Below are 22,120 nucleotides of genomic sequence, written 5' to 3'. Positions count from 1 at the left end.
CGGCTCCGGCGAACCGCCGGTCGCTGCCGAGGAGGGCCAGCGCGACCTGAACAGCGCGGATGCGATGGAACCTCCAGGGGCGGGACTCGGGCAGTCACTTGACGGCTCCTTGCATCAGCGCCTTGACGAAGTTGCGCTGGAAGATCAGGAAGATCGCCAGCGAGGGCAGGATGATCAGCAGGGATCCGGCGCAGAGAAGCACGATGTCGGTGCCGTACTGGCCCTGGAACGCGCCCAGCCCGCCGGCCACGGTCCGCTTCGTCGGGTCGTCGACGAGGACGAGGGGCAGCAGGTACTGGTTCCAGCTGGCGAGGAAGAAGAGCACAGATAGTGCGGACCACGCCGAGGTGGCGAGCGGCAGGTGGATGCGGCGGAACGCCTGCCAGGTGTTGGCGCCGTCGACCTTCGCGGCTTCGGTGAGCGCGGGCTCGGCGCTGAGAAAGTGTACGCGCATCCAGAAGACGCCGAACGGCATGAGCAGTCCGATGAGCGGCAGGACGATCGCCAGCCGCGTCCCGAGCAGTCCCATGCTGCGCAGGTCGTAGTACAGCGGGGTGATCAGCGCCTCGAACGGCAGGGTGAGTCCGACGAGGAGAAGACCGTAGATCGCCTTACCGAAGGGCACGTTCAGCTGAGCGAGGGCGTAGCCCGCGGCGGTGGCCATCGCGACCGTGGCCGGTACGACGCCAAGCACGATGAGGGTGCTCGAGCGGAACAGCGCGACGAAGTTCGCCGCGCTCCACGCGTCGACGAAGTTGTGCCAGTGCGGGTCGCTCGGCCAGCTGAGGCCTTGCGGCGTGCTGCCCGGCGCCGCCAGTGCCGTGGTGAACATACTCAGCAGCGGCACCACGGCGAACAGCATCAGCGCGAGCAGGATCCCAGTGCGCGTTACTCGATGGGCGAGGCCCGATGTGGTCATTTCTCCCTCCCGAGACGCTGGATCGGCCAGATGACCACCAGCACGACGACGGCCAGGAACACCGCGAGCGCCGAGGCCTGGCCGACGTGCTGCTGCAGGAACGTCAACCGGTAGATCTGCACGCCGGGCACCATCGTCTGGTAGCCGGGACCGCCTTGCGTCGCGATCTGGACGACGTCGAAGCTCGCCAGGGCGGCGATGATCGTGAACGTCGTGCACACGACGAGTTCGCGCCGCAACCCGGGCAGCGTCACGGCGAAGAACTCACTGACCCGCCCGGCCCCGTCCAGCCGGGCCGCCTCGTACAGCGCCGGGTCGATCTTGCCGATGCCCGCCAGCAGCAGCACCGTGCAGAAGCCGAGCATGACCCAGACCCCGATCACACCGACCGCGGGCAGAGCGAACGTGAAGTCACCGAGCCAGGCCCGCGTGTACTGATCGAGGCCGACTGCGCGCAAGACCTGATTGACCAGGCCGTCCGAGGAGTACATCCACGTCCACGCGATACCGGCCGCGACCAGCGGAAGCACCTGGGGGATGAACAGTACGACCCGGGCGGTGGTGCTGAACGCGCTGGGCTTCAGTTCGCGGATGAGCGACGCGGCGACCAGACCGAGCCCGACCGGCAGGACCGTGTAGAACACGACGAGGACGAACGCGTGCACCACGGATTGCAGCAGCTCCGGCTGGGTGAAGATCGCTTTCCAGTTGTCCAGTCCGGCAGGCGTCGCCGGCCCGATGCCATCCCAGTCGTAGAACGAGTACTGCACCGACTGGAGCATCGGGAACAGCACGAAAACGCCGTACATGCCGAACGCTGGCGCAACCCAGAGGAGCGCGCTCCAGCTCCGCCGCCGGAGTGCGGATGGGCGCCGTGCGGCGGGTTGTGGTGCCGCAGGAACGCTCGACGGGTCGGTCATAGCCGGATCCTGCCGCATCTCCTCCGGGGTCGAGACGGACAGCACCGCATCACCCCTGGGTCGGCTCGCCGCGATCATCGCCCGAGATCGCGCTCGTAGTCGGACTGCACCTTGGCCGCGAACGCCTCGGGCGTCGTCTTGCCGGCCAGCAGCAGCTGCGTCTGCGGGATGAGGCTGTTGACGTGGATCGAAGCCGTCGCATCAGCCATGAAGCCGACCAGCCCGTCGCTCTTCAGCAACTCCTGGAACGCGCTGACGGTGGCTGCGACCGCCGACCCCTCGGGCGCGGTCGGAGCCGGCGCGTCCGACGGGCCGGCCGGCACCAGACCGCCGAGGGTGACCGTCTCCTGCCGCGCCTGCTGGTCCGTCTGCACGAAGTCCAGGAACGCGGCCGCCACGTCTGCGTTGGGTGACTTCGCCGGGATCCCCAGGTTGGCGACGGCGGTCATCGCGTACGACGGCCCACCGGCGACGCCGGGCGGGAACAGGAAAAACCCGAACTGACCGGGTCCGGTCTTGTCGAGTCCCGGAGCCTGCCAGTTGCCGCTCGGGAAGAACACGCCGTTGCCCTTGATGAACTCGGCCGGGGCCCGGGTCTGGTCGATGTCGTTCACGTCGGCCGGCAGGTATCCCGCCTGTCCCCAGCGTTGCAATGTCGTGGCGGCCTTGACCGTCGCCGCGGTGTCGATACTCGCGCCGGGTTTGGCGTAGTTCCAGTCCTGGACGGCTCGCGCGTCACCGGCGTAGGACATCACCAGGTTCTGCAGCGGATAGACGCTGCCGCCGTCCTTGCCGTTGATCATGATCGGCTGCAGCCTGGCGTCCTTCGCCTTGGCGAGCAACTGCTCGAACTCGGCGACAGTCGCCGGTGGCCGCGCCATACCGATCCGCTGCGCAAGCGCCTTGTTGTAATACACCCCGGTCAGGCCAAAACCAGCGCCCGCAGCGTACAACGAGCCTGTCCCCCGCTGTCTGCCGTCCGCCGCGACACGGGTGGAGGCGAACTGCGACTGCGGCCACTCGTTCCACCCATACGCCTGCGCATACGGGTCGAGGCCGATCAGCAGGTGGTCCTTGGTCAGGTTGCCGAGCTGCGGCACGCGGACGAGGTCGGGCACGTTGTTCCCGGCGAGAGTGCGCGCGATGGTCGTGGTCAAGGCGGCGTAGTCCTGGCTCTCCACCTTGACGGTCACGTTGCTGTGCTTGGCGTGGAACAGCTTGCCGAGAGCGGTGTAGAACGGGACGTCGACGCCGCTGGTGACGAGCAGCTTCAGGGTGACCGGTTCGCTGCCGATACCGGTGGAGACCGGCTTGGACGGCGCCGGGCCGGCTTCGGAGTTGCCGCCGGGTGCGCAGGCGGCGAGCAGCAGGGCAGCCGCCGCGGCGACGCCGGCGGCCCGGAGGGTTCCGCAGTAATGGGTCAGCGATCGCACGAGAAGTCCTTAAGGCTCGATGGTGTGGGTTGACTGGAACGCGCGGCGTACGGCGTCGCCAGCCTTGCCAACGGCGTGATGCGCGTCGGTCATCACGGCGAACATCTCGAAGAAGCCATGGATCTGCCCCGCGTACTCGGTCAGCTCGACCGGCACGTCGGCCGCCTCCAGACGCCGGGCATAGTCCTCGGCCTCGCGGCGGAGGAAATCGTGTTCGGCCGTGATGATCGTCGCAGGCGCGACACCGCGCACAGATTCAGCGTGCAGCGGGGACACATACGACGCCATGCGGTGTGCTGGGTCGGGAACGTACGTCGCCCAGATGTGCTGGAGCCGACGGTAGCTGTTGGAGCCGAAACCCGACTGGCCCGCGAAGGTCTCGTACCGCCGCCGGAACGCGACCTTGTAGTCGGTGTTCTCGACGCTGTCGAGTACCGGGTAGACGAGGAGTTGGGCGGCCAACCGAACGCCTTCATCACGCGCTTTGAGCGCGGCCGCCGCGGCGAGGTTTCCGCCCGAGCTGTCCCCACCGACAGCCACGCTGCCGAAGTTGTGGCGTGCCCAGGTGACGGCCGTCCAAGTGTCGTCGAAGCCGGCTGGAAACGGGTACTCGGGCGCGAGCCGGTAGTCGATGGACAGGACCCCGCACCCGGCCCGGTTCGAGAGTGCCCGGGCGACACCTTCGGCGGTGTCGAGGTCTCCGTGCATCCAGCCGCCGCCGTGCGCCCAGACCAGCACCTCCCGTTCCGCACCCGTGGGCAGATAGAGCCGAGCCGGTACGCCGTTCGCGTCGACCGACTCGACAGAGGCCACCGGCGCCGGCTCGCCAGTCACGGCCAGGACCTTCGCACGTGCGTCCGCCCGCACGGCCGCGATGTCGGCGGCCCACGGGTCGGGTGATGATCCGGAGCTGTCCAGGAAGGCCTGAACCTGCTCGTGCGGCCGCAGCGCAGTGTCTTCCTCGCGGACGACCGGGGTTCCCCGCCGGGAAGCTGCACTCATGCGATCGCGCCTCTCGCCACAGTTAAGACTGAGCACTCAGTCTGTTTCGCAGAAGTTACCGAATACTCAGTCGGTTGTCTATGCTTGGCGATGACCGTCCCGACCATCGCGAGGAGATCAACCGTGTCCCCTGCCCAGAAGCCCAAGACCTCAGCGAAGGGCCTCGAGACACGGGACCGCATCGTCGACGTCGCCGTACGATTCATCGCCCGCAACGGAGCGCGCGGCACCAGCCTCGCCGACATCGCGGCCGAGGCCGGCGTGTCACAGACCGGGCTGCTCTATCACTTCCGCAGCAAGGAGGCCCTGCTCAACGCCGTCATGGATCGCCACCTGGCCTTCTCCGAGCAGTGGCTGTGGGGCGACGGACCCGACCCCGGCATCAAGATCGTCGACATCATCGCCAGGCACATGGCCAGCTGGCCCAGCCAGCACGACGGCAAGGTGGCCAGCCTGCTCGGCATGAACACCGTCGTCCTCGGCGAAAACGTCAGCCCCGACACCGACCTCCACCCACGGCTGGTCGACGGCTACCGGACAACGATCGACCGCGTGACAGCGACCCTGCGGTCCGCACAAGAGCGCGGCGAGATGCGCGATGACATCGACCCGCAGCTCAAGGCAATGGAAATCATCGCTTTCTGCTACGGCCTCGAGGCCGCATGGTTGGTGGACCCGACGATCCCCGTCGCCGCGGCGGCCGCCCAATGGGCGGCACAGCAGACCAGGCAGTTGGCGACCGGGTCGGCGACGTCCTGACGACACGCCCCCGGGAGTCCGGCACTCATCGAAAAGTTCACGGGTCCGCGCTGGACACCGCCGTGCGGTGGTAGGCGACCCAGCCCCGAACGATCGGGACGATGCCCCCAGAACCGCCGCACACCCGCAGAGGGGTGGTCCGATACATCTGCTCGCGGATGACGGCAACGACCCGGGCACTGCCAGCCATCCCCATCACCACGAGCAGCAGGTCACCGATCCGGCGCTCAAACCGCAGACCCGGCGGAGCATGCAGCGCCTGATCAACCTCCTCGAGGGCAACGTTGCGACGACGGGCAACGGCAAGGCCCTCATCCGTCCACAGAAACTCCCGATCCACCACCAGACGACCGCATCACGGTGTCATACAGGACGCACGCGTTGCCGGCGAGGGTGAGCGGTGGGCGTTGCCGGACGCGTTGCTCCAACTGCCGGCGCAAGTTCGTGTGTGTGGTGATGGAGCGCACGAGACAGCCCATGCCAAGCGGACCGGCTGATCGCTGCGATACCGTGCCCGTACAGCGTGGCGTCGGCGGTTCTTCGCCGGGCCCAGCGACAATCGCGGCGTGCCTGCCGATTCGCGTGATGACAGCCTTGGCGACGCGGTGCTCGGGATGATCAGGACCCGGACGGACCTGCATCGGTGGAGCGCCGCCAACGCGCACGGCCGTCACATGCATGAGGCGGTGGACCTGTTACGGCAGGCCGCCGACGCTGCCGATCCGGCGTGGCTGTTGCCGGTCGTGGAGAAAGCGATCGCCTCCGCCGTCCGGGTCATACTGCGCGCCGACGATTCGAGCGGCATCATCGGCGACGCGATCCGTGGCCTGCTCGAACTCCACGCGCAGGTGGCACGGAACGCCAGCCCAGCCGCGTCGAAGCTGGTCCCCTGGCTGATCAGGTTTCAGTTCGACGGCACCCAGGACTTCTTCTCCATCGACATCGCCGACTATGCGCCGGCGCTGGGGCCTGATGGTCTGGCGCTGTACAAAGCCCGGCTGGCCGAGATCGCCGCCGGACTCGGGCCGGAGCCGACCGACGAGCAGGAGAGGTCGTCCCTCGCGGGACGGCTCACCGAACCCGAGGCGCACCAGCAGGCGACCCGCGACCGGCACACCCGATTCGTCCTGGAAGAGAACGCCCGACGGCTGGCCGTCACGGCCCGGGACGTCGACGCCATCATCGCCACCCACGTCCGCGACCGGAAGGTCGCCGCCTGGCTGCAGGACACCGCCGAAGCGCTGGCGGAGATCGGCGAGGCCGACCTGGCGATCGACTGGGCGAAGCAGGCCGCCGACTTCGACGGCGGGCATCAGGCGTTGCAGGCCGCCGGCTACTGGTGTGACCTGCTCGCCTTGCACCGGCCGGACCACGAAGCGGCGGCCCGGCTGGAAGTGTTCCGCCGCTGGCCGTCATCGTCGACGGCGGAACGGTTGCGCCGGGCGTCCGGGCAGGCGTGGCCGGTGCACCGCGACGAGGTCCTCGACACACTCGCGCATTCCCCTCGGGACGCTGTGGCGTTCGCCCAGCACCACCTCGGCGACGTGAACCTCGCCTGGACCCTGGCGCACAACCTCGGGCTGACCGACACCCACACCTGGGCACAGCTCGCGGACGCCTACGAGAAGGTCGACCCGCTCGGCGTGCTCCCGGTGCTGCGCGAGCTCGTGCTCGTCGACCTGCGCGATGCCGACGCACGCGGGTACCGTCATGCCGCCCGACGGCTGGGCCGGATGCGGAGACTGGCCGCCGGCACCGATCAGGCAAGCGGGGTCGACGAACTGATCGCCGCGCTCCGCGACGAGCATCGCCGCCGGCCACGGCTTCAACGCGAGTTCGACACCGCCGGCCTCCCATGACCAGGCGACCGTTCGATGATCGCGGCGCTGAACAGCGGCGAACTCAGGTGCTGGCTCGACCGGGTCGACGGGTGCAACCGAGCCGGGCCAGATCGGAGTGGTCATGTCGGCGTGCCACCCGCCCCCAGTTCGAAGCTGGCCTATCATTTCCCGATGCCGGTATCGCGGAAACGGAAGAAAACCCGCAAGTCCAGCCGAAAGCCCCGGCCGGAAATCAACACCTGGCCTGGCGGACCCACCGACCAACAGCGGGAACTGGCCGACGCGATGGCAGGGTTCGGGGAGTACCGGCGGCAGATGGACGAGCGCAGAGCGTCCCTCGCCGCAGCGGCGGCCACACCCATGATCGCGGAGTTGGTCGGGCTTGCGGCGACCAGCTCCGAGGCAGATCTTGAGGACGAGCTGTGCGCGCGGATCGGCAGGACACTGACCGAGCTGGACGACGCACCCATCGACGATCATATCGGCCCGAACACGTTCGCCGCCGCTCTGACCGACGCCGCCGTGCAGGCCGTCAGCACCGCGCTCGCCGGGGCGGCCGACGGCTGGACGCACGCTTGGCGCGTGCTGATCGCCACGACGGGAATCCTCAATCACCCGCTCGGCGAACGCGCCAACGAATCGATCGACGACCTGCGCGCACTGCCCGGCGCGGAACGCCTGCCACAGACGCCGACCGGGCCCACCATCACCGGGCCGGTGTTGTGGACCCGGGACGCTTACGGCAGCCGGTTCGGCGTCGCCGCGCCCTTCCGCACCGCCGATGGTCCGGACCGATGGTACCTGTGGGACATCGACGGCTGCGGCCATGACACCTTCACTGTGCACAGCCGATACCACACCGACCCGGCCGAAGCCCTGGCCGACTGGCAGGCCGGTGTCGGCGCGCCGGCCGCGGACGGCACCGTCTTCGCCCCCGTCGACGACCCGTGGCTGCTCGACGAGCTCATGCCACGCGAGCAGGGCATGCTGCGGCCCGGCGGAGAGAGCGTCGAGCAGTTCGCCGAGTACCACCGCAGCAAACGACTGGCCGAAGCCGTCCTCGACGCGATCGAGCCGGCACATCCGCATCGGACCTCAGCACCATCCGACCTCGGCCGGACGACCGCCGCAGCCCCGTTCGCCGCATGGCTGCAAGAACACCGGCCCGACCGGTCCCGGCCCAACCTTGAAGAACTCGTCACCGAGCTGGCCGACTCCTGGCACATCGGCGAGTCCGGCCAGCTGTACCGCACCTGCTCGCCACACCGCGTCGCGCTCGCCGTGGAACACATCCGCGGCTACTACCAGGACGACTTCGCCGCCGACCTCATCGCGCTGATCCCCGACTGGACCGAGTGGCTCGCCGAACGCAACGCCACACCAGCCCATCTCGCCGACCGCTGCCGGCCCTACGCCAACGGCGAACCGCACAAGGCCGTCAATGCCGATGACAGGTCGGACTACCTCGCCCGCATCGCCGAATAACGATTCGCGGCGCCGCGGTCACCGAAGTCACGACAGAATGAGCGGCGCAACGACAGCATGAACACCCACGCCCCGCCGGAAACCCACCGGCGGGGCCAATTCATGCCACCCGCGCTCTGCGCCTGCCGAGAATGCCATCCATGCAGGTGGTGGGCTCCGTCCGCTTCCTCCAGGCCAACACGTCGCCCGGCCGGCAAGACCGGATCGGAACGCGGCAGGATGAGCTCCCGTGCTGCTGCGCCTGGCTTACCTGACTGTCACGAACACGTTCGCCGCGCTGCGGCTACTGCCGATGGGCGACCGGAACAAAGACGTCGAGATTCTGGCGCTGCGACATCAGATCACCGTCCTGGAACGGCAACTCGGCACTGACCGAGTGAAGTTCACACCCGAGGACCGGGCCTTCCTCGCCGCCATTCTCGCTCCCCTCCCCCGCCACCTCTTGCGCCAGCTGCGACTACTGGTGCGCCCGGACACCGTCCTGCGCTGGCACCGCGACCTGATGCATCAGCGTCACGCGCGCACCTGCCGACCCAAGCGGCCCGGACGCCCACCCACCGTCCGCTCCATACGCGCCCTCTTCCTACGCCTGGTCAGGGAGAACCCGAACTGGGGGGTACCGGCGGGTGCACGGCGAACTCGCCACCCTCGCCATCAAAGGTCGCCCCCTCCACCGTCTGGGAGATCCTCAAGTCCGAGGGCATCGACACCAACCTCGAATCAGCACCCGACACCGGGGCCCGCCTGACCGCTCTCCCTGCGCCAGTACGCGCGATGGCGTCGTTCCCCGTGCGCGCGCCGTCGCGGTCTACAACGGCTAGGATGCGGGGTTTTCCACCCGGACGGAGCGAGGCGCTACACGACGCTGTGGCGCAGCGAAGCGCACTGCGCACACCGCGTTATAGTGGCTATTGGGAACCCGACGCGCACGGATGGTGGCGACATGCCATGGGTCCACTACTTATAACGGTGCTGCTCCTGGCGATAGCCGGGTTTGTGACCAGCGTCCGGATCGTCCGACAGTTCGAGCGTGGTCTGATCTTCCGGCTTGGCCGTCTGCGGGACGAGACGCGTGGGCCCGGCCTGGTCCTGATCGTGCCCGGGGTGGACCGGCTGCAGAAGGTCAACCTGCAGATCGTCACCATGCCGGTGCCGGCACAGGACGGCATCACCCGGGACAACGTGACCGTCAAAGTCGACGCGGTGGTGTACTTCCGTGTCTTCGACCCGATCCGCGCCGCCATCAACGTGCAGGACTACATGTTCGCGGTCCTCCAGGTGGCACAGACGTCGTTGCGCTCGATCATCGGCAAGAGCGACCTCGACCAACTCCTGACCAACCGCGAACGACTCAATCAGGGCCTCGAGGTCATGATCGACAGCCCGGCGATCGAATGGGGCATCCACATCGACCGCGTGGAAATCAAGGATGTCTCGCTGCCGGAGTCGATGAAACGCTCGATGTCCCGGCAAGCCGAGGCGGAGCGCGAACGGCGCGCGCGGATCATCACCGCGGATGGTGAGCTGCAGGCGTCGCACAAGCTCGCCGACGCCGCGGCCGCGATGGCGCGGACACCGACCGCGCTGCAACTGCGGCTGTTGGAGACGGTGGTCGAGGTGGCGGCCGAGAAGAACTCGACGCTGGTCCTGCCGTTCCCAGTCGAACTGCTGCGCTTTCTGGACAAGCCGGAGTCGGCGCGAGCGCCGGCCCCGGTATCAGAGACCGAGCACGCCACCGAGTTGTCCGGCTCCACGCCGCACCTCAGCCTGCGCGGCAGCGAAAATGGGCAACCCAAGTCTCGACGCCGCGCGCAGCGCAGGTACGTAGCGGTAGGGAACGGTTCGACTCGGCGATCGTGAACACGAAGATGACCCGAAAAGGCCCAGCAGCGGCGCGCCGGTCGGCCCGGTGCCGGCCATCGGCAGAACAACAGCAATGCCATTCGGGCTCGCCGCGGTAGCGCTCGGCGGCGGCGCTGCCGCACCGCCTCAGGCCGCAGCCGTGCGGTATGAGGTGAAGTCGGCCAGAGTTACTTCAAATGGCTGAAGCCTGGTGCACGTTTCCTGGCCTCGCACCATCTCTAACAGCCGACGACGTGAGACATTCGATGCCATGGTGAGTTCCTCACTTCACTGAAGTTGCTGATGTGCTGGGTGGGGCCATGCGTGGCTGCCGATCGCCTCCGCGGTGACCGCGCCTGCGCGAGTGGCCATGGCGCGCTGGGCCGGCGGCGGGATCATGTGGTCGGCGGTGGCGACGAGGTACCAGCCGGGCTTGTGCCGCCAGGCGGGCTCGGTGACCGCCCCGGCGAGCGCGTCGACGCCCCACGGCACCTGCGAGTCGGCCAGGAACGTGGCCTCGTCCTCCGGCAGGTCGGCGGCGGACGAGGCGTGGAACTTGTCCCGGTCGAGGAACAGGAACCCGTCGCGCGGCGGCAGGATCGGTGGGACCGGCGCGCCGGGCGGCGGGTCGGCGATCAGCGTGTTGACGGACTCGCCCTTGTCCGGGGCGAACGCCGCGATGTAGACCAGCGCCGCGACGGCGTCGTGAGTGCCGGCCTCGCTGATGACCGCACCGCCGTACGAGTGTCCGACCAGCACGGCCGGGCCGTCGAGGCCGTCGAGGACGAAGCGGGTAGCGGCGGCGTCGCCTTCCAGCGACAGCGTCGGGTTCTGCACGATCTTGACGGTGAACCCGTCGGCGGTCAGCAGCCGGTGTACGCCCAGCCAGCCCGATCCGTCGACGAACCCACCGTGCACGAGCACGACGTTGCGAGTCTTGGAGTGCTCCTCGGGTCCGGCGCCGGGCGGGTGCCCGCCGCTTCGCCCTCCATGCAAGTCCCACCGACGACGCCAGCTGCCGAGCGAGCTCAACCAGGACCGGCTCCAGCCGAGATCATCGTGTCCCCTGTGGACGCATCGCGGTCAGCACGGCGGCGAACCGGCCCTGCGGAGCGCTGGTGGCGACGGCCTCGGCGTCGGCCCAGGTGTCGACGTCGCGGAGCACCGGCAGCGGCGCGACCCGCAGTGCCAGGGCCTGCAACGCCCGCGCGGTGCGGTCTCCGGTCTCGGCGGTCGACATCGGCACGTTACGCAGGACGCGGGCCGCGGCAGGATCGCGGAGCCCGAGTGCCCACCAGCCGCCGTCCTCGGCGTGGCCGAGCACCGCGTCGGCATCGTCGAGCAGCGACGCGGCGGCGGACAGCAGGTCAACCCTCAGCTGCGGGGTGTCCATCCCGACCAGCACGCTGGCCGTGCCGGGCATGGCCGTGTCCGCGAACGCGTTGGCGAGCCGGTGGCCAAGGCCGTCGCCGTGCTGCTCGACCCGCGACCAGCCGCGCGGGACCGTCATCTGTCCACTGAGGACGACCGTGCGCCGGGTGGCCGGAACGGCGCTCAACGTGGCAACGGTGTCGGCGATCGCGGCGGCGGCGAGGTCGGCTGCCTGCTCCGGCGTGCACGGCGGGCAAAGCCTGGTCTTGACCTGGCCGGGAACCGGCGTCTTCGCGATCAGCAGCAGCTGGCTCCTCATCGACGTGCCCCGCCCGCGTTGGCCAGCAGGCGGCTCATGTCCCGCACCGCACGCATCGTGCCGCGGACCGTGCCGGTCACCTTCGACCTGCTGCCCGCGGCGCGCGGGGCGTAGTCGACGTCGACCTCGCGCACCCGCCACCCCTCCTCCGCAGCGCGTAGCACCATCTCCAGCGGATATCCGAACCGGCGGTCGCGCAGGTCGAGGGCGAGCAGGTCCGCTCGGCGGGCGGCGCGCATCGGGCCGAGGTCGAAGAGCCGCAGGCCGCTGGCCCAGCGCAGTCGCCAGGCAAGCACCGCGTTGCCGGCGCGGGCATGGACAGGCCACGCGGCGCGGACGGTCGGACGGCGCCGTCCGAGCACGAGATCGGCGGCGCTGGCCCGAACCGGCGCGGTGACTCGGTCGAGCTGCGCGGGGTCGAACGAGCCGTCCGCGTCCATGAAGCACACGATGTCGGCGGTGGCGGCGACGAGCCCGGCGTGTGCGGCGGCGCCGAACCCTGTCGGGCGCGCATGTACAACGGTCGCGCCATGGGCCGCGGCGATCTCCGGCGAGCCGTCGGTGGAGCCGTTGTCCGCGACGATCGGGCGGTAACCGCCGGGGATTCGGGACAGCACCCAGGGCAGCGCCGCAGCCTCGTTCAGGCACGGCAACACGACGTCACTCATGATCGGAAGCGTGTCTCTCACCCGGTCGTATCGTTCCTACCTCGCGACAACCAACCACTACGAACCCCGAACGTCCGGCTGCGGCACCGGGTCCCGACGCATACTGTCGGCGCATGCGCATTCTCGTCACCGGCGGAGCCGGCTTCATCGGCACCCACGTCAGCACCATCCTGCGCGAGGCCGGACACGACGTGGTCGTCTTCGACGCCCTTCACCCCGTGGCTCACCCGGCCGAACCCGTTGATCTGCCGGACGTCCGCGGCGACGTACGCGACGCGGCAGCGGTCCGGGAGGCGCTGGTCGGGGTCGACGCCGTGGTGCACCACGCGGCGATGGTCGGCATGGGCGTGGACCTGGCGGACCTACCGGAGTATGTCGGCAACAACGACCTCGGCACCGCCGTCCTGCTGGCGGAGATGGCCCGCGCCGCGGTCGGCCGGCTGGTGCTGGCGAGTTCGATGGTCGTCTACGGCGAGGGTGCGTACCGTTGCCCGGCTGACGGGTCGGTGCCCCCGGGCCCGCGGTCCACAGTGGACCTCAACGCGGGCCGGTTCGAGCCGCCGTGCCCGCGCTGCGGGCGGTTCCTCGAATCATCCACAGTGGATGAAGACGCGGTGCTGGAGCCGCGCAGCGTCTACGCGGCGACGAAGTTGGCGCAGGAACACCTGGCGTCCGCCTGGGCGCGGGAAAGCGGCAGTGCCGTCGCCGCTCTGCGCTACCACAACGTCTATGGCCCCGGCATGCCCCGCGACACCCCCTACAGCGGCGTCGCCGCGATCTTCCGCTCCGCCCTGGAAGCCGGCCGCGCACCCCAGGTCTTCGAGGACGGCGCCCAGCGCCGCGACTTCGTCCACGTGACCGATGTGGCCCGGGCCAACCTGCTGGCGTTGAGTGTGGGACCCGGCTTCCGCGCGTACAACGTCAGCTCCGGGATCAGCACGACGGTGGGTGAGATGGCCGCGGGCCTGTCCTCGGCCATGGCCGGCCCCCCACCGGTGGTGACCGGACGGTTCCGCGCCGGCGACGTCCGCCATATTGTGGCCACGCCGACGAGGGCAGCCGCCGAACTGGGCTTCGTCGCACAGATCGGCCTGGAAGAGGGTCTACGTGACTTCGCGGCAGCGGCCCTCCGTTGCTGAACCTGCACCCACAGTGGGCGTCGGCGATCACGGGACTGATCGCCCTGCCGCTCGCCGTCGGGCACCCTCGTCCCGCCGGGTCCACGGTGGACGTGGCCGGCTCAGCGTTCGTTGCCGACTACGGCCGCGACCTGGGGCGAGACGTCAAGCCCGCGCCGGCGGAGGTTCGCCTGCGCCAGGCGGCAACAGCCACAACGACGGCGAGGGCGGCGCCGTATCCGAGCCGTTGGGCCAGCAGCGTGTCAAGGCCGATGTCGGCGGCGTAGAGCACCAGGCTGCCGGCGACCGCGACGCCCAGCCACTCCGCCCGCCCGCCCGCGGCTGCCAGGAGCACGAGCAGCAGCGAGTACCAGGGATAGCCGGGTGCGGACACCAGCAGCGCCGCGCCGACCACGACCGCAGCGGCAGACCACGGCCGGTCCGGGTCCGCCGCGCGCGCCGCCCACACCGCAACGAGCGCCAGGATCACAGCTGCGACAGGGGCGGCCCAATGTCCGGGGACGAGCAGGGTCAGCAGCGCGAACCGGCGGCCACCGGCGTATCCCTCCTCCCGCAGGTAACCGGGCAGGTAGCCCAGTACCTTCGGGCCCACGACGGCGACGTGCGGCGCGTACACCGCCAGGACCGCGCCGACCGCGGCGACCGCGACCGCGAGCGGCCGGCGCCGGGCCAGGGCCGGAGCCACGAGCAGCGGGGTGACCTTCGTGGCGATCGCCAGGCCGAGAGCGGCGCCGCCGACCCAGACCCGCCTGCGCGCAACGAGCAGGATCGCCAGCGCCGTCAAGAAGGCAGCGAGAACGTCGACGTGGGCATTGTTCGCGGCCTCCACGGCGACCGTCGGGCACCAGGCCCACAGCGCCACGGACCGTCCGTGCCCGCCCCACAACAGCAGCGCCGTGGTCGCCAGCGCGAACAGGGCGGCGCCGAACTGCATCGGACCGGTCCGGCCGTCGCGCGGCGACAGCACGTGCACGACCGTGAAGTACGCCTCCGCGACCGGCGGGTAGATGGTGGGCACGGCCGGCCGGTTGATCAGTGTGCAGCCGTCGGCCGCACACCACCTCCCGTCCGGCGCCCACAGGAAGTCCGGGTCACGGTGCTCCCGCAACTCCGGTGCGGCGGGTGGGTACCGGTACGGGTCGATGCCGGCAACCTGGATGCGACCATCCCAGACATAGCGGTACAGGTCGTCGCTGCTGCGTGGCGGAGCGAACCCGGCGGCCAACTGCAGCGCGACCGCCCCGCCAAGGATCAGCGGAACGAGGCGCCGCACCGGTAGCCACCACACGGCGAGACCGAAAGCCAGCCACGCGACGCCCAGTAGGATCGGTGCCCGAGCCGGGTTCCCGACCCCGTCGGGCGGATGCATGGCAGCGCCGACACAGCCGACAAGCACGAGAAGCGCCACGACCGTCCTGATCACGCGGTCCACGCTAGACGCCCCGCCCCGGAGTAATCCTTCAACCGATGGCGGCGGGCTCCGGGTTCACGTTTGCCAGGCTGCCGAGTGGGCAGTTGGCAGGACCGGATCGATCGTGCGCGCGGAGGCGGGATGGCAGACGATCAGGCCTCACCGGGCCGGGCCCCGTTCGAGCCGCCAGGCCCGCTACGTCGCGGGTTCTGGCGAAGCCCGATTCGTGGTCCCTGGCTGACGTCGATGTTCGGCCTGGTACTGCTGGTCGGGGTCACGGTGCTGTTCGTGACGGGTCTGCTGTCGTACGCCGCCTACAACCCCGATCTGGGCAACGACACCACACCGGACAAGGGGCTGCTGGGGTTCTACCTGTTCGACTGGCCTACGCACCCCGCTTGGCTGTATCGGCTCACCCAGGGGGTCCACGTCACGCTCGGCGTCGTCCTCATCCCGGTACTGCTGGCCAAACTGTGGTCGGTCATCCCGAAACTGTTCGACTGGCCACCGGTGCGGAGCCCCGCACAGGCCCTGGAACGGCTGTCACTCCTGCTGCTGGTGGGCGGAGCGATCTTCGAGTTCGTCACCGGGATCCTCAACATCCAGCTGTTCTACGTCTTCCCCGGATCGTTCTACAGTCTGCACTTCTACGGCGCCTGGGTGTTCATCGCCGCGTTCGTCGCCCACGTCGCCCTCAAATTCGGCAGGATGGCGCGGGCCCTGCGCTCGCGCAGACTCCGCGACGAACTCCGCACCGACCTCGCACACACCCGACCCGAACCGGCAGACCCCGACGGCCTGGTGACGCCCGCACCGGCGGCACCGACGATCTCCCGGCGCGGCGCGGTAGGGCTGGTCGGCGCCGGATCTCTGCTGCTGTTCGTGGTGACCGTCGGACAGAGCCTCGGCGGCTGGGCCCGATACACGGCACTCCTGGCTCCCCGCAACCGCAACCCGGGCAACGGACCCAGCGGCTTCCAGATCAACAAGACCGCAGCGGCCGTCGGCATCGCCGCAGCCGACGTCGGTGACGCATGGCGGCTGGTCGTGCGCGGCGCCGACCGTGAACTCACCCTGACCCGGGCGCAGCTTCTCCAGCTGCCGCAGCACGACGCCGCACTGCCGATCGCCTGCGTCGAAGGGTGGTCCACCGAGGACCAGCACTGGAGCGGCGTACGGCTCGCCGACCTCGCAGACCTCGCCGGCCTGCCCGACGCGGCCAGCGTCCTGGTGGAATCCGTGCAGCGCACCGGGTCCTTCCGATCCGCCGTCCTGCGGGACAACCAGATCCGCGACCCGCGGTCCCTCCTCTCGCTGCGGGTCAACGGCGCCGACCTGTCACTCGACCACGGCTACCCCGCACGCGTCATCGTTCCCGCCAACCCCGGTGTCAACAACACCAAATGGGTCGGCGGACTCGCCTTCCGGACGTGACCAATGACCTCGCTCATCCGGTGGTACGGCGCCAACCCGCTCCACCTGCTCGCCCTCATCTGCGCCTTCGCCGTGGCCGGCTACGCGGCCGTACGACTGTTCGCGCAACAGCCGATCGGCGTCGCCGTATGGCTGGTCGGCGCGGCCGTCGCGCACGACCTCATCCTGTTCCCGCTCTACGCCATCGCCGACCGATCAGCCCGCGCAGTTCTGCACCGCCGCGCTACCGACGTGTCCACCGTGCCGTGGATCAACTACCTACGCGTACCGACGGTACTGTCCGGCCTGCTCCTGATCGCGTGGTTCCCACTGATCTTCCGCCTGGCGCCCGGTTTCGAGGCCGCCACCGGCCTGTCCCAGGACGTCTATCTCGGCCGCTGGCTGGCGATCACCGCCATCCTGTACGGCGGGGCAGCGCTCGCCTCCGCCCTGTCCCTGCGCCGCACCCGACGAACCACCGTCCCTGCGAGCCATGATGACGGCTGACCCGTACCTGCCGCGGGCAGCGACCGATCGATCCTCGGCTGCGGGCTGACCCAAGCCGCATAGACCCCGCGTCCAAGATCAGGGGTCAAGCCCCGGGGCGCGAAGGACGACGGATGCGGGAGGGCCATTCCGACCAGCGGCACGCACGGACTGAGCCGGATACCAAGCCACGGCTTGCGCGGGGCGGCATGTGCGCGGGTGCACGGGGACGCGTGTCCGGCGGCGCTTACTGCTGCGGTTCGCCGCGGCGGCCTCCCGGTGGCTCGCGGCTGATCTTTCGGTGCCGAGCGGCGGGCGGGTTCCCGGTGTCCCGCCCGCCGGTTGGTTTGGATCAGGCGACGGGCGGGGCCAGATATGTCACGGGCTTACCGCAGTAGCTGGGCGGCAAGGTGATAACGGGGTTGCGGCAGACCTGGATGACGACCCGGCTGATGCCGATCGTGGACGCGTTGCCACCCAGCGTGAACGCGAAACTCACAGTTGCGTTGTTGGCCGTGCGAGACTGCCGGGCCACCTCGACGCTGCCGGCGTAGGCAACGAAGACGGCGGTGCTGGAGTAACCATCGTCGCGGCAGGTTGCGGCCGGGTCGCTCGGCGTGGGCCGATCCGCCAGCTTGCCGGTGACGGCGACGCCGGCGACCGGAAGCGGTGATGTGGTGCCGTACTGCCAGCCCAGCGTGCCGGCGGTGGAGCCGTACCGGCAGCTGTCGCCGGAGTCGGCGGCGAACGGCTGGTTGATCGTGGCGGCGTCGGCGACGGCCGGGAACGCCAGGGCGGTGGCGATGGCCGTCATCAGGATCGCGGCGAAGCGAACTCGTCTCATCGCGGTTCCTTTCGTCAGGGGTGCGGGAAGAGTTCGCGCCCGGGTGCGCATGTAAGATCTTCTATATTTATGGTCTCGATCACAAGCGTGTATGGTTCGAAACTCGGCTCGGCGCTCTGTCGCATTCGCTGTTCGCACGTAGCCGCAGTCCTGCCGGTCTCCGCCGACCAGATGCGCGGTCCACGAAGGGCCGCCGGGGACATCGGCCGCCATCTGCGCACAGGCGGTGTCGGAGATCCAGGCGGCCAGGACCGGCGCACCGGTCGCGGCGGGCCACGCGTCGGCAACCGGCGCAGCACCGACCTGGTGCCGGTCATGTCGAGCTCAGCGAACACGCCAGGCCCGGCGGCGGGCAACTCCCGCGACGACCCTCAATACGTCGCGTATCACCGTGGTAGGAGCTGCTCCACGGTGGTCAGGGGTAGGGCGGTGAAGCCGGCCTCAGCGGCGCGTTCGTAATTGCCGCTACCGGGGATCTCCGTCAACGGGCACTGGCATCCGCGTGTCGTCGCCGGCAGCGGCCGGCAGCGGCCGTCACCGAGGCCGGCGCCGCGGTGTCCAGCGACGCACCGCGCGCCGGGAGCGCGTATACCCGCTCAACGGCGCCGCGCATCTTGCGCTCCTCGACCACGTCGAGGAGCCCGGCCTTGACCAGCGTCGCCGGCAACAACTCAACCAGGCCATGCGTGGTCAGCCGGGCACCCGCGACCGCTGGGCAAGCAGCTCTACACCCTCGACCTCGGCGCCCTGGTGGCTGGTACGCAATACCGAGGTGACTTCGAGGAGCGGCTCAAGAGGGTCCTCGACGACATCCGCAGGCGCGCCGACATTAGTCGAAATTTCATTGATGAACGACAATTGAAAAGCCCGCAGGCGTCTTGTCCCGGTGTTGCGGCTCGGATATCGTTGGCGGTCTGCGGAGACGGGAAGGGCCTGCTGAATCGTGTATTCGCACCTGCATTCGGCCACGGAGCACCAAAACTACGCCGGTTATCTCCGAATTCCGGAGCTCATGTCCCTGCAGCATCCTCTGACCCCGCCGGACGACCTCAGGACGTTTCGCGCGGAGCACTTTTTCATCACCATCCATCAATGCAGCGAGTTACTGTTGCGACAGGCGATCCTGGAGCTCGACGCCGCGGTCGAGTGCCTGGCCACGCCGGACGGCGATGTCGAGGACTGGCTGGAGACCGTGGGTCGGGCGACCGACTGCATGGTGACGCTGCGTCAGCAGGCCGAGCTGCTCGGGCGACTGCCGGTCGAGTGCTTCGCCGCGTTCCGGCAGCGGCTCGGCACGGCGAGCGGCGCCCAGTCCGCGCACTTCCACCGGCTGCGGACGATCCTCGGCATGAACGGCGGCGGGCCCGGCCCGCTCTTCGAGGGCTACCTGCGGCTGCTCGACCGCTCCGGTCGCGACCTGGCCGAGCTGGTAGCCGGAGGGCTGCGCGGCGACCCGATGTTCCGGATGTCCCAGGCCCTCGCCGAGCTGGCGCAGGGAGTCTGGAGCTGGCAGACGACCCACCTCCACGTCGTCACCCGGATGATCGGCGACGGCCCGGGCACCGGCGGCACGACCGGCCTGGAATACCTGACGAGCCGGCTGCGCACGCCGTTCCCGCAGCTGTGGGCGGCCCGCGCCGAGGCGCACGCCGGCCACGCCCAGACCCTCGCCGGCCATGCCGAGACCCACAGCAGCCACGCCGAGACCCACGGGGTGCCCGTTGCCTAGCCGCACTGACTTCGCCGATACGACCGCCGTCCTGTCCCTGCTGTCCGGCGCCATCACGACGCAGGTCGTCTCGGCAGGCGTCGGCCTCGGGCTGCCCGACCACCTGAGCGACCGCCCCCGCAGCGCCGAGGATCTCGCGCGGGACACCGGCGTCGCCCTGCCCAACCTGCTGCGCATCGTGCGGGCCTGGGCGGCGTTCGGTCTGCTCGCCATCGACGATGCCGGCGAGCTGCGGCAGACGCCGTTGACGCCGCTGCTGCGCCGGGACACGCCCGGCTCGCTCCACCACCGGTCGCTGCAGCTCGGCCACCCCGACCTGTTCCGGGTCTTCGAAGGACTCGGCACCGCGCTGCTCGACGGCGATTGCGCGTTCGAGGCGGCGCACAAGCGCACGATGTACGAATTCTTCGGCGACCGTCCGCCGCTCGGAGAGCTGTTCGTGCGGGACCTGTCCGCCAACTCCGTCGGCATCGGCGACGAGCTCGCCCGCGCGTACCACTTCTCGGGCGTGTCCACCGTCGTCGACATCGGCGGCGGCGACGGCCGGATGCTGACCCGGCTGCTGCACGCCTGGCCGCACCTGCGCGGCACCGTCTTCGAGCGGGCCGAGGTGCGGCCGGCGGCGGAGCGGCTCCTCGACGCGGAGGGCGTGGCGGACCGGTGCACGGTCGTCACCGGCGACTTCTTCGCGGGCGTCCCAGCCGGGCACGACGTGTACCTGCTGAAGTATGTCCTGCAGGACTGGGGCGACGCGGAGGCGACCGCGCTGCTGCGGTCGTGCCGGATGGCGATGGGGGAAGGGAGCCGCCTGTTGATCCTCGAGCAGATCGTCCCCGACCGGCCCACGGCGACGGCCCGCGCACAGTCGGCGGTCCTCGACGACCTGCTGGTGTTCTCGTTCACCGGCGGCGGCAACCGGACCATGAGCGAGCTGGCGGCACTCGTCCACGGCTCGGGCCTGGCGATCCGCGAGCCCGCGACCCGGCTGCCGCAGGTCGACGTCGTCGAGTGCGTTCCCACATAGACGTTCAGTGGTAGCGGATCCCGGCGTCCTCGAGCCGCCGGATCGCCTCCACGACGACGTCCTCGCCTCCGCCGAGGTACGCCCGCAGGAACGGCACGCCGGCGTCGGTGCCGTCGATCGTGATCGACGCGTGCGAGAACAGCAGCCCGGCGCGGTCCAGCAGTTCGAGGCGCCAGGCGTCGACGCCGTCCGGCCGGCTGCGGAACGCGGGCGGCACCGCGACCAGGAAGTACGGCGTCGCGGTCCCGGTGGCGGTGAGCTCCCGCGGCCAGCCCAGCCCGACCAGCGACCTGGCCCACAGGGACCGGTGGTGGCCGAGGGCGGCGCGCAGCCCGGCGAGGTAGCGGGCGCACTCGGGGTCGGCCAGCCAACGCGCCATCGCCCACTGCCGGCGCGCCCCACGGGGGAAAGCCCACTGGAAGGTGTGCCGCGCGATGGCACGCAACGTCTCGGGGTGGGCCATGACGCTGCCGATGCCCCAGTCGTTGCAGGCGAACACCTTGCCGAACGACTCCACGCGGCACCACCGGCGCCGCGCCCGCTCCGGCGCATCGGCGCGCGCGAAATACCCGAACAGGGCCTCCGGCGCGGAGACCTCGTCGGCGTCGTCGGTCACCACCCGGCGGTAGGCGTCGTCGAGCAGGATTCCCGCGCCACGGACGGTGGCGGCCTCGAACAGCGTCGCCAGCACGCTCTGCGGCCAGGTCGCGCCGGTCGGGTTGTGCTGCGTGTTCACCACGACCAGCGCGAGCCGCCGATGGGAGTCGGCGTCGATCCCGGCCAGCGCATGCTCGATGTCGTCCGGGTCGGGGATCCAGGAGTGTTCGGCGCGCAGCGGCCAGTACGCCATCTCGTAGCCGAGCGGCCCGAACACGCCGGCGTAGTCCCACGTCGGGTACGCGCACAACACCACCGGGGTCCGGCCGTCGCCGTCGGCGTCGAGCAGGTGCCTGGCGAAGTCGCCCATGATACCGCGGGTACCGGTGCCCGACGTGAGATGCAGGTCGAAGTCCGCACCGGCGCCGGCGTGCCGGCCCAGCCGCTCGGACCGCACCGTGTCCGCCGCGATCGACCAGCGCGCCTCGGGCAGACCGGCCGGCGTCCGGCTGTACCCGGCGAGGTGCTGCGGCGCCTGCTGTTCGTACGCCGCCAGCCCGGCCGGCAACACCCCACCGAGCAGGTACGGGTCGCCGATCGACATCGGCAGCGGTGGCAGGGCGTGCCCGGCCCACAGGTAGCGGTCGAGCATCCGCGCGTCATCGGTGGTGTCGACGTCGGGATCGGCCATCAGACCGGCGAGGGGCGGCAACCGCAACACCCGCACCATGATAGCGGATACATCGAATAATGCCGATGGATGGCTGGGCTACCCCGATCGGCGCCGGCGCCCGTGACGAGCGGCATGCGTCAGCACTACGTGTTGGACTGATTGTCGTGTCACAGCGCGGTTCAGGGGCGTTCGCGTACGTGGGTGGCGAGCATCGCACGCAGTTGCGATGGGTCCGCCTCGACCAG

General features: G+C 69.9%; 22 protein-coding genes. 9 read left to right on the top strand and 13 right to left on the bottom strand.

All coding sequences use genetic code 11. The features are described from left to right. Nucleotides 1-94: 94 nt before the first annotated feature. From ACQEVZ_RS60350 to ACQEVZ_RS60335, 4 genes are all read right to left on the bottom strand, one after another. Nucleotides 95-919 (bottom strand): carbohydrate ABC transporter permease, encoded by an 825-nt coding sequence (locus ACQEVZ_RS60350; protein ID WP_433386384.1) that lies wholly within the window; start codon nt 917-919, stop codon nt 95-97. Beyond that, entirely contained in the window at nt 916-1,713 is a 798-nt protein-coding gene (locus tag ACQEVZ_RS60345; RefSeq protein ID WP_433386382.1) for a carbohydrate ABC transporter permease, read from the bottom strand. Before ACQEVZ_RS60345 ends, ACQEVZ_RS60350 begins: the two co-directional genes overlap by 4 nt. A gap of 200 nt (nt 1,714-1,913) precedes the next feature. Continuing rightward, nucleotides 1,914-3,272, bottom strand: coding sequence for an ABC transporter substrate-binding protein (locus ACQEVZ_RS60340; protein ID WP_433386380.1), 1,359 nt, complete (start codon nt 3,270-3,272; stop codon nt 1,914-1,916). A gap of 9 nt (nt 3,273-3,281) precedes the next feature. Further along, entirely contained in the window at nt 3,282-4,274 is a 993-nt protein-coding gene (locus ACQEVZ_RS60335; RefSeq protein ID WP_433386378.1) for an alpha/beta hydrolase, read from the bottom strand. A gap of 90 nt (nt 4,275-4,364) precedes the next feature. Between ACQEVZ_RS60335 and ACQEVZ_RS60330 the strand changes: the two genes are divergently transcribed. Beyond that, a complete protein-coding gene (locus ACQEVZ_RS60330; RefSeq protein ID WP_433386401.1) occupies nt 4,365-5,033 on the top strand; it encodes a TetR/AcrR family transcriptional regulator in 669 nt (222 codons plus the stop codon). Nucleotides 5,034-5,070: 37 nt separating this feature from the next. On the opposite strand, the gene ACQEVZ_RS60325 is transcribed toward ACQEVZ_RS60330, so the two are convergent. Continuing rightward, nucleotides 5,071-5,376, bottom strand: a complete 306-nt coding sequence (locus ACQEVZ_RS60325) for a hypothetical protein (RefSeq protein WP_433386376.1) — start codon at nt 5,374-5,376, stop codon at nt 5,071-5,073. Between the two features lie 271 nt (nt 5,377-5,647). Here ACQEVZ_RS60325 and ACQEVZ_RS60320 point away from each other — a divergent pair, with 271 nt between their 5' ends. The 3 genes from ACQEVZ_RS60320 (at nt 5,648) to ACQEVZ_RS60310 (ending at nt 10,219) form a co-directional block, all read left to right on the top strand. Further along, the gene (locus ACQEVZ_RS60320; RefSeq protein ID WP_433386374.1) at nt 5,648-6,892 is read left to right on the top strand and encodes a DUF6880 family protein; all 1,245 of its coding nucleotides are present in this window, start codon (nt 5,648-5,650) and stop codon (nt 6,890-6,892) included. Between the two features lie 297 nt (nt 6,893-7,189). Next, a complete protein-coding gene (locus ACQEVZ_RS60315) occupies nt 7,190-8,359 on the top strand; it encodes a hypothetical protein (protein ID WP_433386372.1) in 1,170 nt (389 codons plus the stop codon). 948 nt (nt 8,360-9,307) lie between these two features. After that, on the top strand, nt 9,308-10,219 hold the full coding sequence (locus ACQEVZ_RS60310; protein ID WP_433386370.1) for a slipin family protein: 912 nt from the start codon (nt 9,308-9,310) through the stop codon (nt 10,217-10,219). Nucleotides 10,220-10,489: 270 nt separating this feature from the next. Here ACQEVZ_RS60310 and ACQEVZ_RS60305 read toward each other — a convergent pair whose 3' ends face one another. From ACQEVZ_RS60305 to ACQEVZ_RS60295, 3 genes are read right to left on the bottom strand one after another with little or no spacing between them, the layout of a single operon-like run. Then, nucleotides 10,490-11,197, bottom strand: a complete 708-nt coding sequence (locus tag ACQEVZ_RS60305) for an alpha/beta hydrolase (RefSeq protein ID WP_433386368.1) — start codon at nt 11,195-11,197, stop codon at nt 10,490-10,492. 58 nt (nt 11,198-11,255) lie between these two features. Continuing rightward, the gene (locus tag ACQEVZ_RS60300; protein WP_433386366.1) at nt 11,256-11,891 is read right to left on the bottom strand and encodes a TIGR04282 family arsenosugar biosynthesis glycosyltransferase; all 636 of its coding nucleotides are present in this window, start codon (nt 11,889-11,891) and stop codon (nt 11,256-11,258) included. Next, entirely contained in the window at nt 11,888-12,559 is a 672-nt protein-coding gene (locus tag ACQEVZ_RS60295) for a glycosyltransferase family 2 protein (protein WP_433386364.1), read from the bottom strand. Before ACQEVZ_RS60295 ends, ACQEVZ_RS60300 begins: the two co-directional genes overlap by 4 nt. Nucleotides 12,560-12,672: 113 nt before the next feature. Here ACQEVZ_RS60295 and ACQEVZ_RS60290 point away from each other — a divergent pair, with 113 nt between their 5' ends. After that, on the top strand, nt 12,673-13,698 hold the full coding sequence (locus ACQEVZ_RS60290) for an NAD-dependent epimerase/dehydratase family protein (RefSeq protein ID WP_433386362.1): 1,026 nt from the start codon (nt 12,673-12,675) through the stop codon (nt 13,696-13,698). Nucleotides 13,699-13,816: 118 nt separating this feature from the next. On the opposite strand, the gene ACQEVZ_RS60285 is transcribed toward ACQEVZ_RS60290, so the two are convergent. Next, nucleotides 13,817-14,971 carry a glycosyltransferase 87 family protein gene (locus ACQEVZ_RS60285; RefSeq protein WP_433386360.1) on the bottom strand — a complete coding sequence of 385 codons (1,155 nt, stop codon included), beginning with the start codon at nt 14,969-14,971 and terminating at the stop codon, nt 13,817-13,819. 384 nt (nt 14,972-15,355) lie between these two features. Here ACQEVZ_RS60285 and ACQEVZ_RS60280 point away from each other — a divergent pair, with 384 nt between their 5' ends. Both ACQEVZ_RS60280 and ACQEVZ_RS60275 read left to right on the top strand, forming a co-directional pair. Next, a complete protein-coding gene (locus ACQEVZ_RS60280; RefSeq protein ID WP_433386358.1) occupies nt 15,356-16,543 on the top strand; it encodes a molybdopterin-dependent oxidoreductase in 1,188 nt (395 codons plus the stop codon). Nucleotides 16,544-16,546: 3 nt separating this feature from the next. After that, nucleotides 16,547-17,029, top strand: coding sequence for a hypothetical protein (locus ACQEVZ_RS60275; RefSeq protein ID WP_433386356.1), 483 nt, complete (start codon nt 16,547-16,549; stop codon nt 17,027-17,029). 331 nt (nt 17,030-17,360) lie between these two features. On the opposite strand, the gene ACQEVZ_RS60270 is transcribed toward ACQEVZ_RS60275, so the two are convergent. From ACQEVZ_RS60270 to ACQEVZ_RS60260, 3 genes are all read right to left on the bottom strand, one after another. Then, complete coding sequence (locus ACQEVZ_RS60270; protein ID WP_433386354.1) at nt 17,361-17,852, bottom strand: hypothetical protein; 492 nt, start codon at nt 17,850-17,852, stop codon at nt 17,361-17,363. Between the two features lie 481 nt (nt 17,853-18,333). Beyond that, nucleotides 18,334-18,519, bottom strand: a complete 186-nt coding sequence (locus ACQEVZ_RS60265; protein WP_433386352.1) for a hypothetical protein — start codon at nt 18,517-18,519, stop codon at nt 18,334-18,336. Nucleotides 18,520-18,542: 23 nt separating this feature from the next. Further along, nucleotides 18,543-18,710, bottom strand: a complete 168-nt coding sequence (locus ACQEVZ_RS60260) for a hypothetical protein (protein WP_433386350.1) — start codon at nt 18,708-18,710, stop codon at nt 18,543-18,545. 85 nt (nt 18,711-18,795) lie between these two features. Here ACQEVZ_RS60260 and ACQEVZ_RS60255 point away from each other — a divergent pair, with 85 nt between their 5' ends. Then, nucleotides 18,796-19,581, top strand: coding sequence for a tryptophan 2,3-dioxygenase family protein (locus ACQEVZ_RS60255; RefSeq protein ID WP_433386348.1), 786 nt, complete (start codon nt 18,796-18,798; stop codon nt 19,579-19,581). Beyond that, a complete protein-coding gene (locus ACQEVZ_RS60250; RefSeq protein ID WP_433386346.1) occupies nt 19,574-20,605 on the top strand; it encodes a methyltransferase in 1,032 nt (343 codons plus the stop codon). Before ACQEVZ_RS60255 ends, ACQEVZ_RS60250 begins: the two co-directional genes overlap by 8 nt. Nucleotides 20,606-20,609: 4 nt before the next feature. On the opposite strand, the gene ACQEVZ_RS60245 is transcribed toward ACQEVZ_RS60250, so the two are convergent. Continuing rightward, nucleotides 20,610-21,923 carry a pyridoxal phosphate-dependent aminotransferase gene (locus tag ACQEVZ_RS60245; protein WP_433386344.1) on the bottom strand — a complete coding sequence of 438 codons (1,314 nt, stop codon included), beginning with the start codon at nt 21,921-21,923 and terminating at the stop codon, nt 20,610-20,612. Nucleotides 21,924-22,120 lie beyond the last annotated feature (197 nt).

The sequence above is a fragment of the Dactylosporangium sp. CA-152071 genome (genome assembly GCF_050936335.1).
In the GTDB taxonomy this organism is placed as follows: domain Bacteria; phylum Actinomycetota; class Actinomycetes; order Mycobacteriales; family Micromonosporaceae; genus Dactylosporangium; species Dactylosporangium maewongense.
Note: the sequence above shows the minus strand (reverse complement) of the source record. Positions and strands in the feature narration are given on the sequence as shown.

Excerpts from the sequence above, each read along its gene's own strand:
- ACQEVZ_RS60350 (WP_433386384.1), bottom strand. The coding sequence starts at position 919 with ATGACCACATCGGGCCTCGCCCATCGAGTAACGCGCACTGGGATCCTG.
- ACQEVZ_RS60335 (WP_433386378.1), bottom strand. The coding sequence starts at position 4,274 with ATGAGTGCAGCTTCCCGGCGGGGAACCCCGGTCGTCCGCGAGGAAGAC.
- ACQEVZ_RS60330 (WP_433386401.1), top strand. The coding sequence starts at position 4,365 with ATGACCGTCCCGACCATCGCGAGGAGATCAACCGTGTCCCCTGCCCAG.
- ACQEVZ_RS60320 (WP_433386374.1), top strand. The coding sequence starts at position 5,648 with ATGATCAGGACCCGGACGGACCTGCATCGGTGGAGCGCCGCCAACGCG.
- ACQEVZ_RS60315 (WP_433386372.1), top strand. The coding sequence starts at position 7,190 with ATGGACGAGCGCAGAGCGTCCCTCGCCGCAGCGGCGGCCACACCCATG.
- ACQEVZ_RS60310 (WP_433386370.1), top strand. The coding sequence starts at position 9,308 with ATGGGTCCACTACTTATAACGGTGCTGCTCCTGGCGATAGCCGGGTTT.
- ACQEVZ_RS60300 (WP_433386366.1), bottom strand. The coding sequence starts at position 11,891 with ATGAGGAGCCAGCTGCTGCTGATCGCGAAGACGCCGGTTCCCGGCCAG.
- ACQEVZ_RS60295 (WP_433386364.1), bottom strand. The coding sequence starts at position 12,559 with ATGAGTGACGTCGTGTTGCCGTGCCTGAACGAGGCTGCGGCGCTGCCC.
- ACQEVZ_RS60290 (WP_433386362.1), top strand. The coding sequence starts at position 12,673 with ATGCGCATTCTCGTCACCGGCGGAGCCGGCTTCATCGGCACCCACGTC.
- ACQEVZ_RS60280 (WP_433386358.1), top strand. The coding sequence starts at position 15,356 with ATGTTCGGCCTGGTACTGCTGGTCGGGGTCACGGTGCTGTTCGTGACG.
- ACQEVZ_RS60275 (WP_433386356.1), top strand. The coding sequence starts at position 16,547 with ATGACCTCGCTCATCCGGTGGTACGGCGCCAACCCGCTCCACCTGCTC.
- ACQEVZ_RS60270 (WP_433386354.1), bottom strand. The coding sequence starts at position 17,852 with ATGAGACGAGTTCGCTTCGCCGCGATCCTGATGACGGCCATCGCCACC.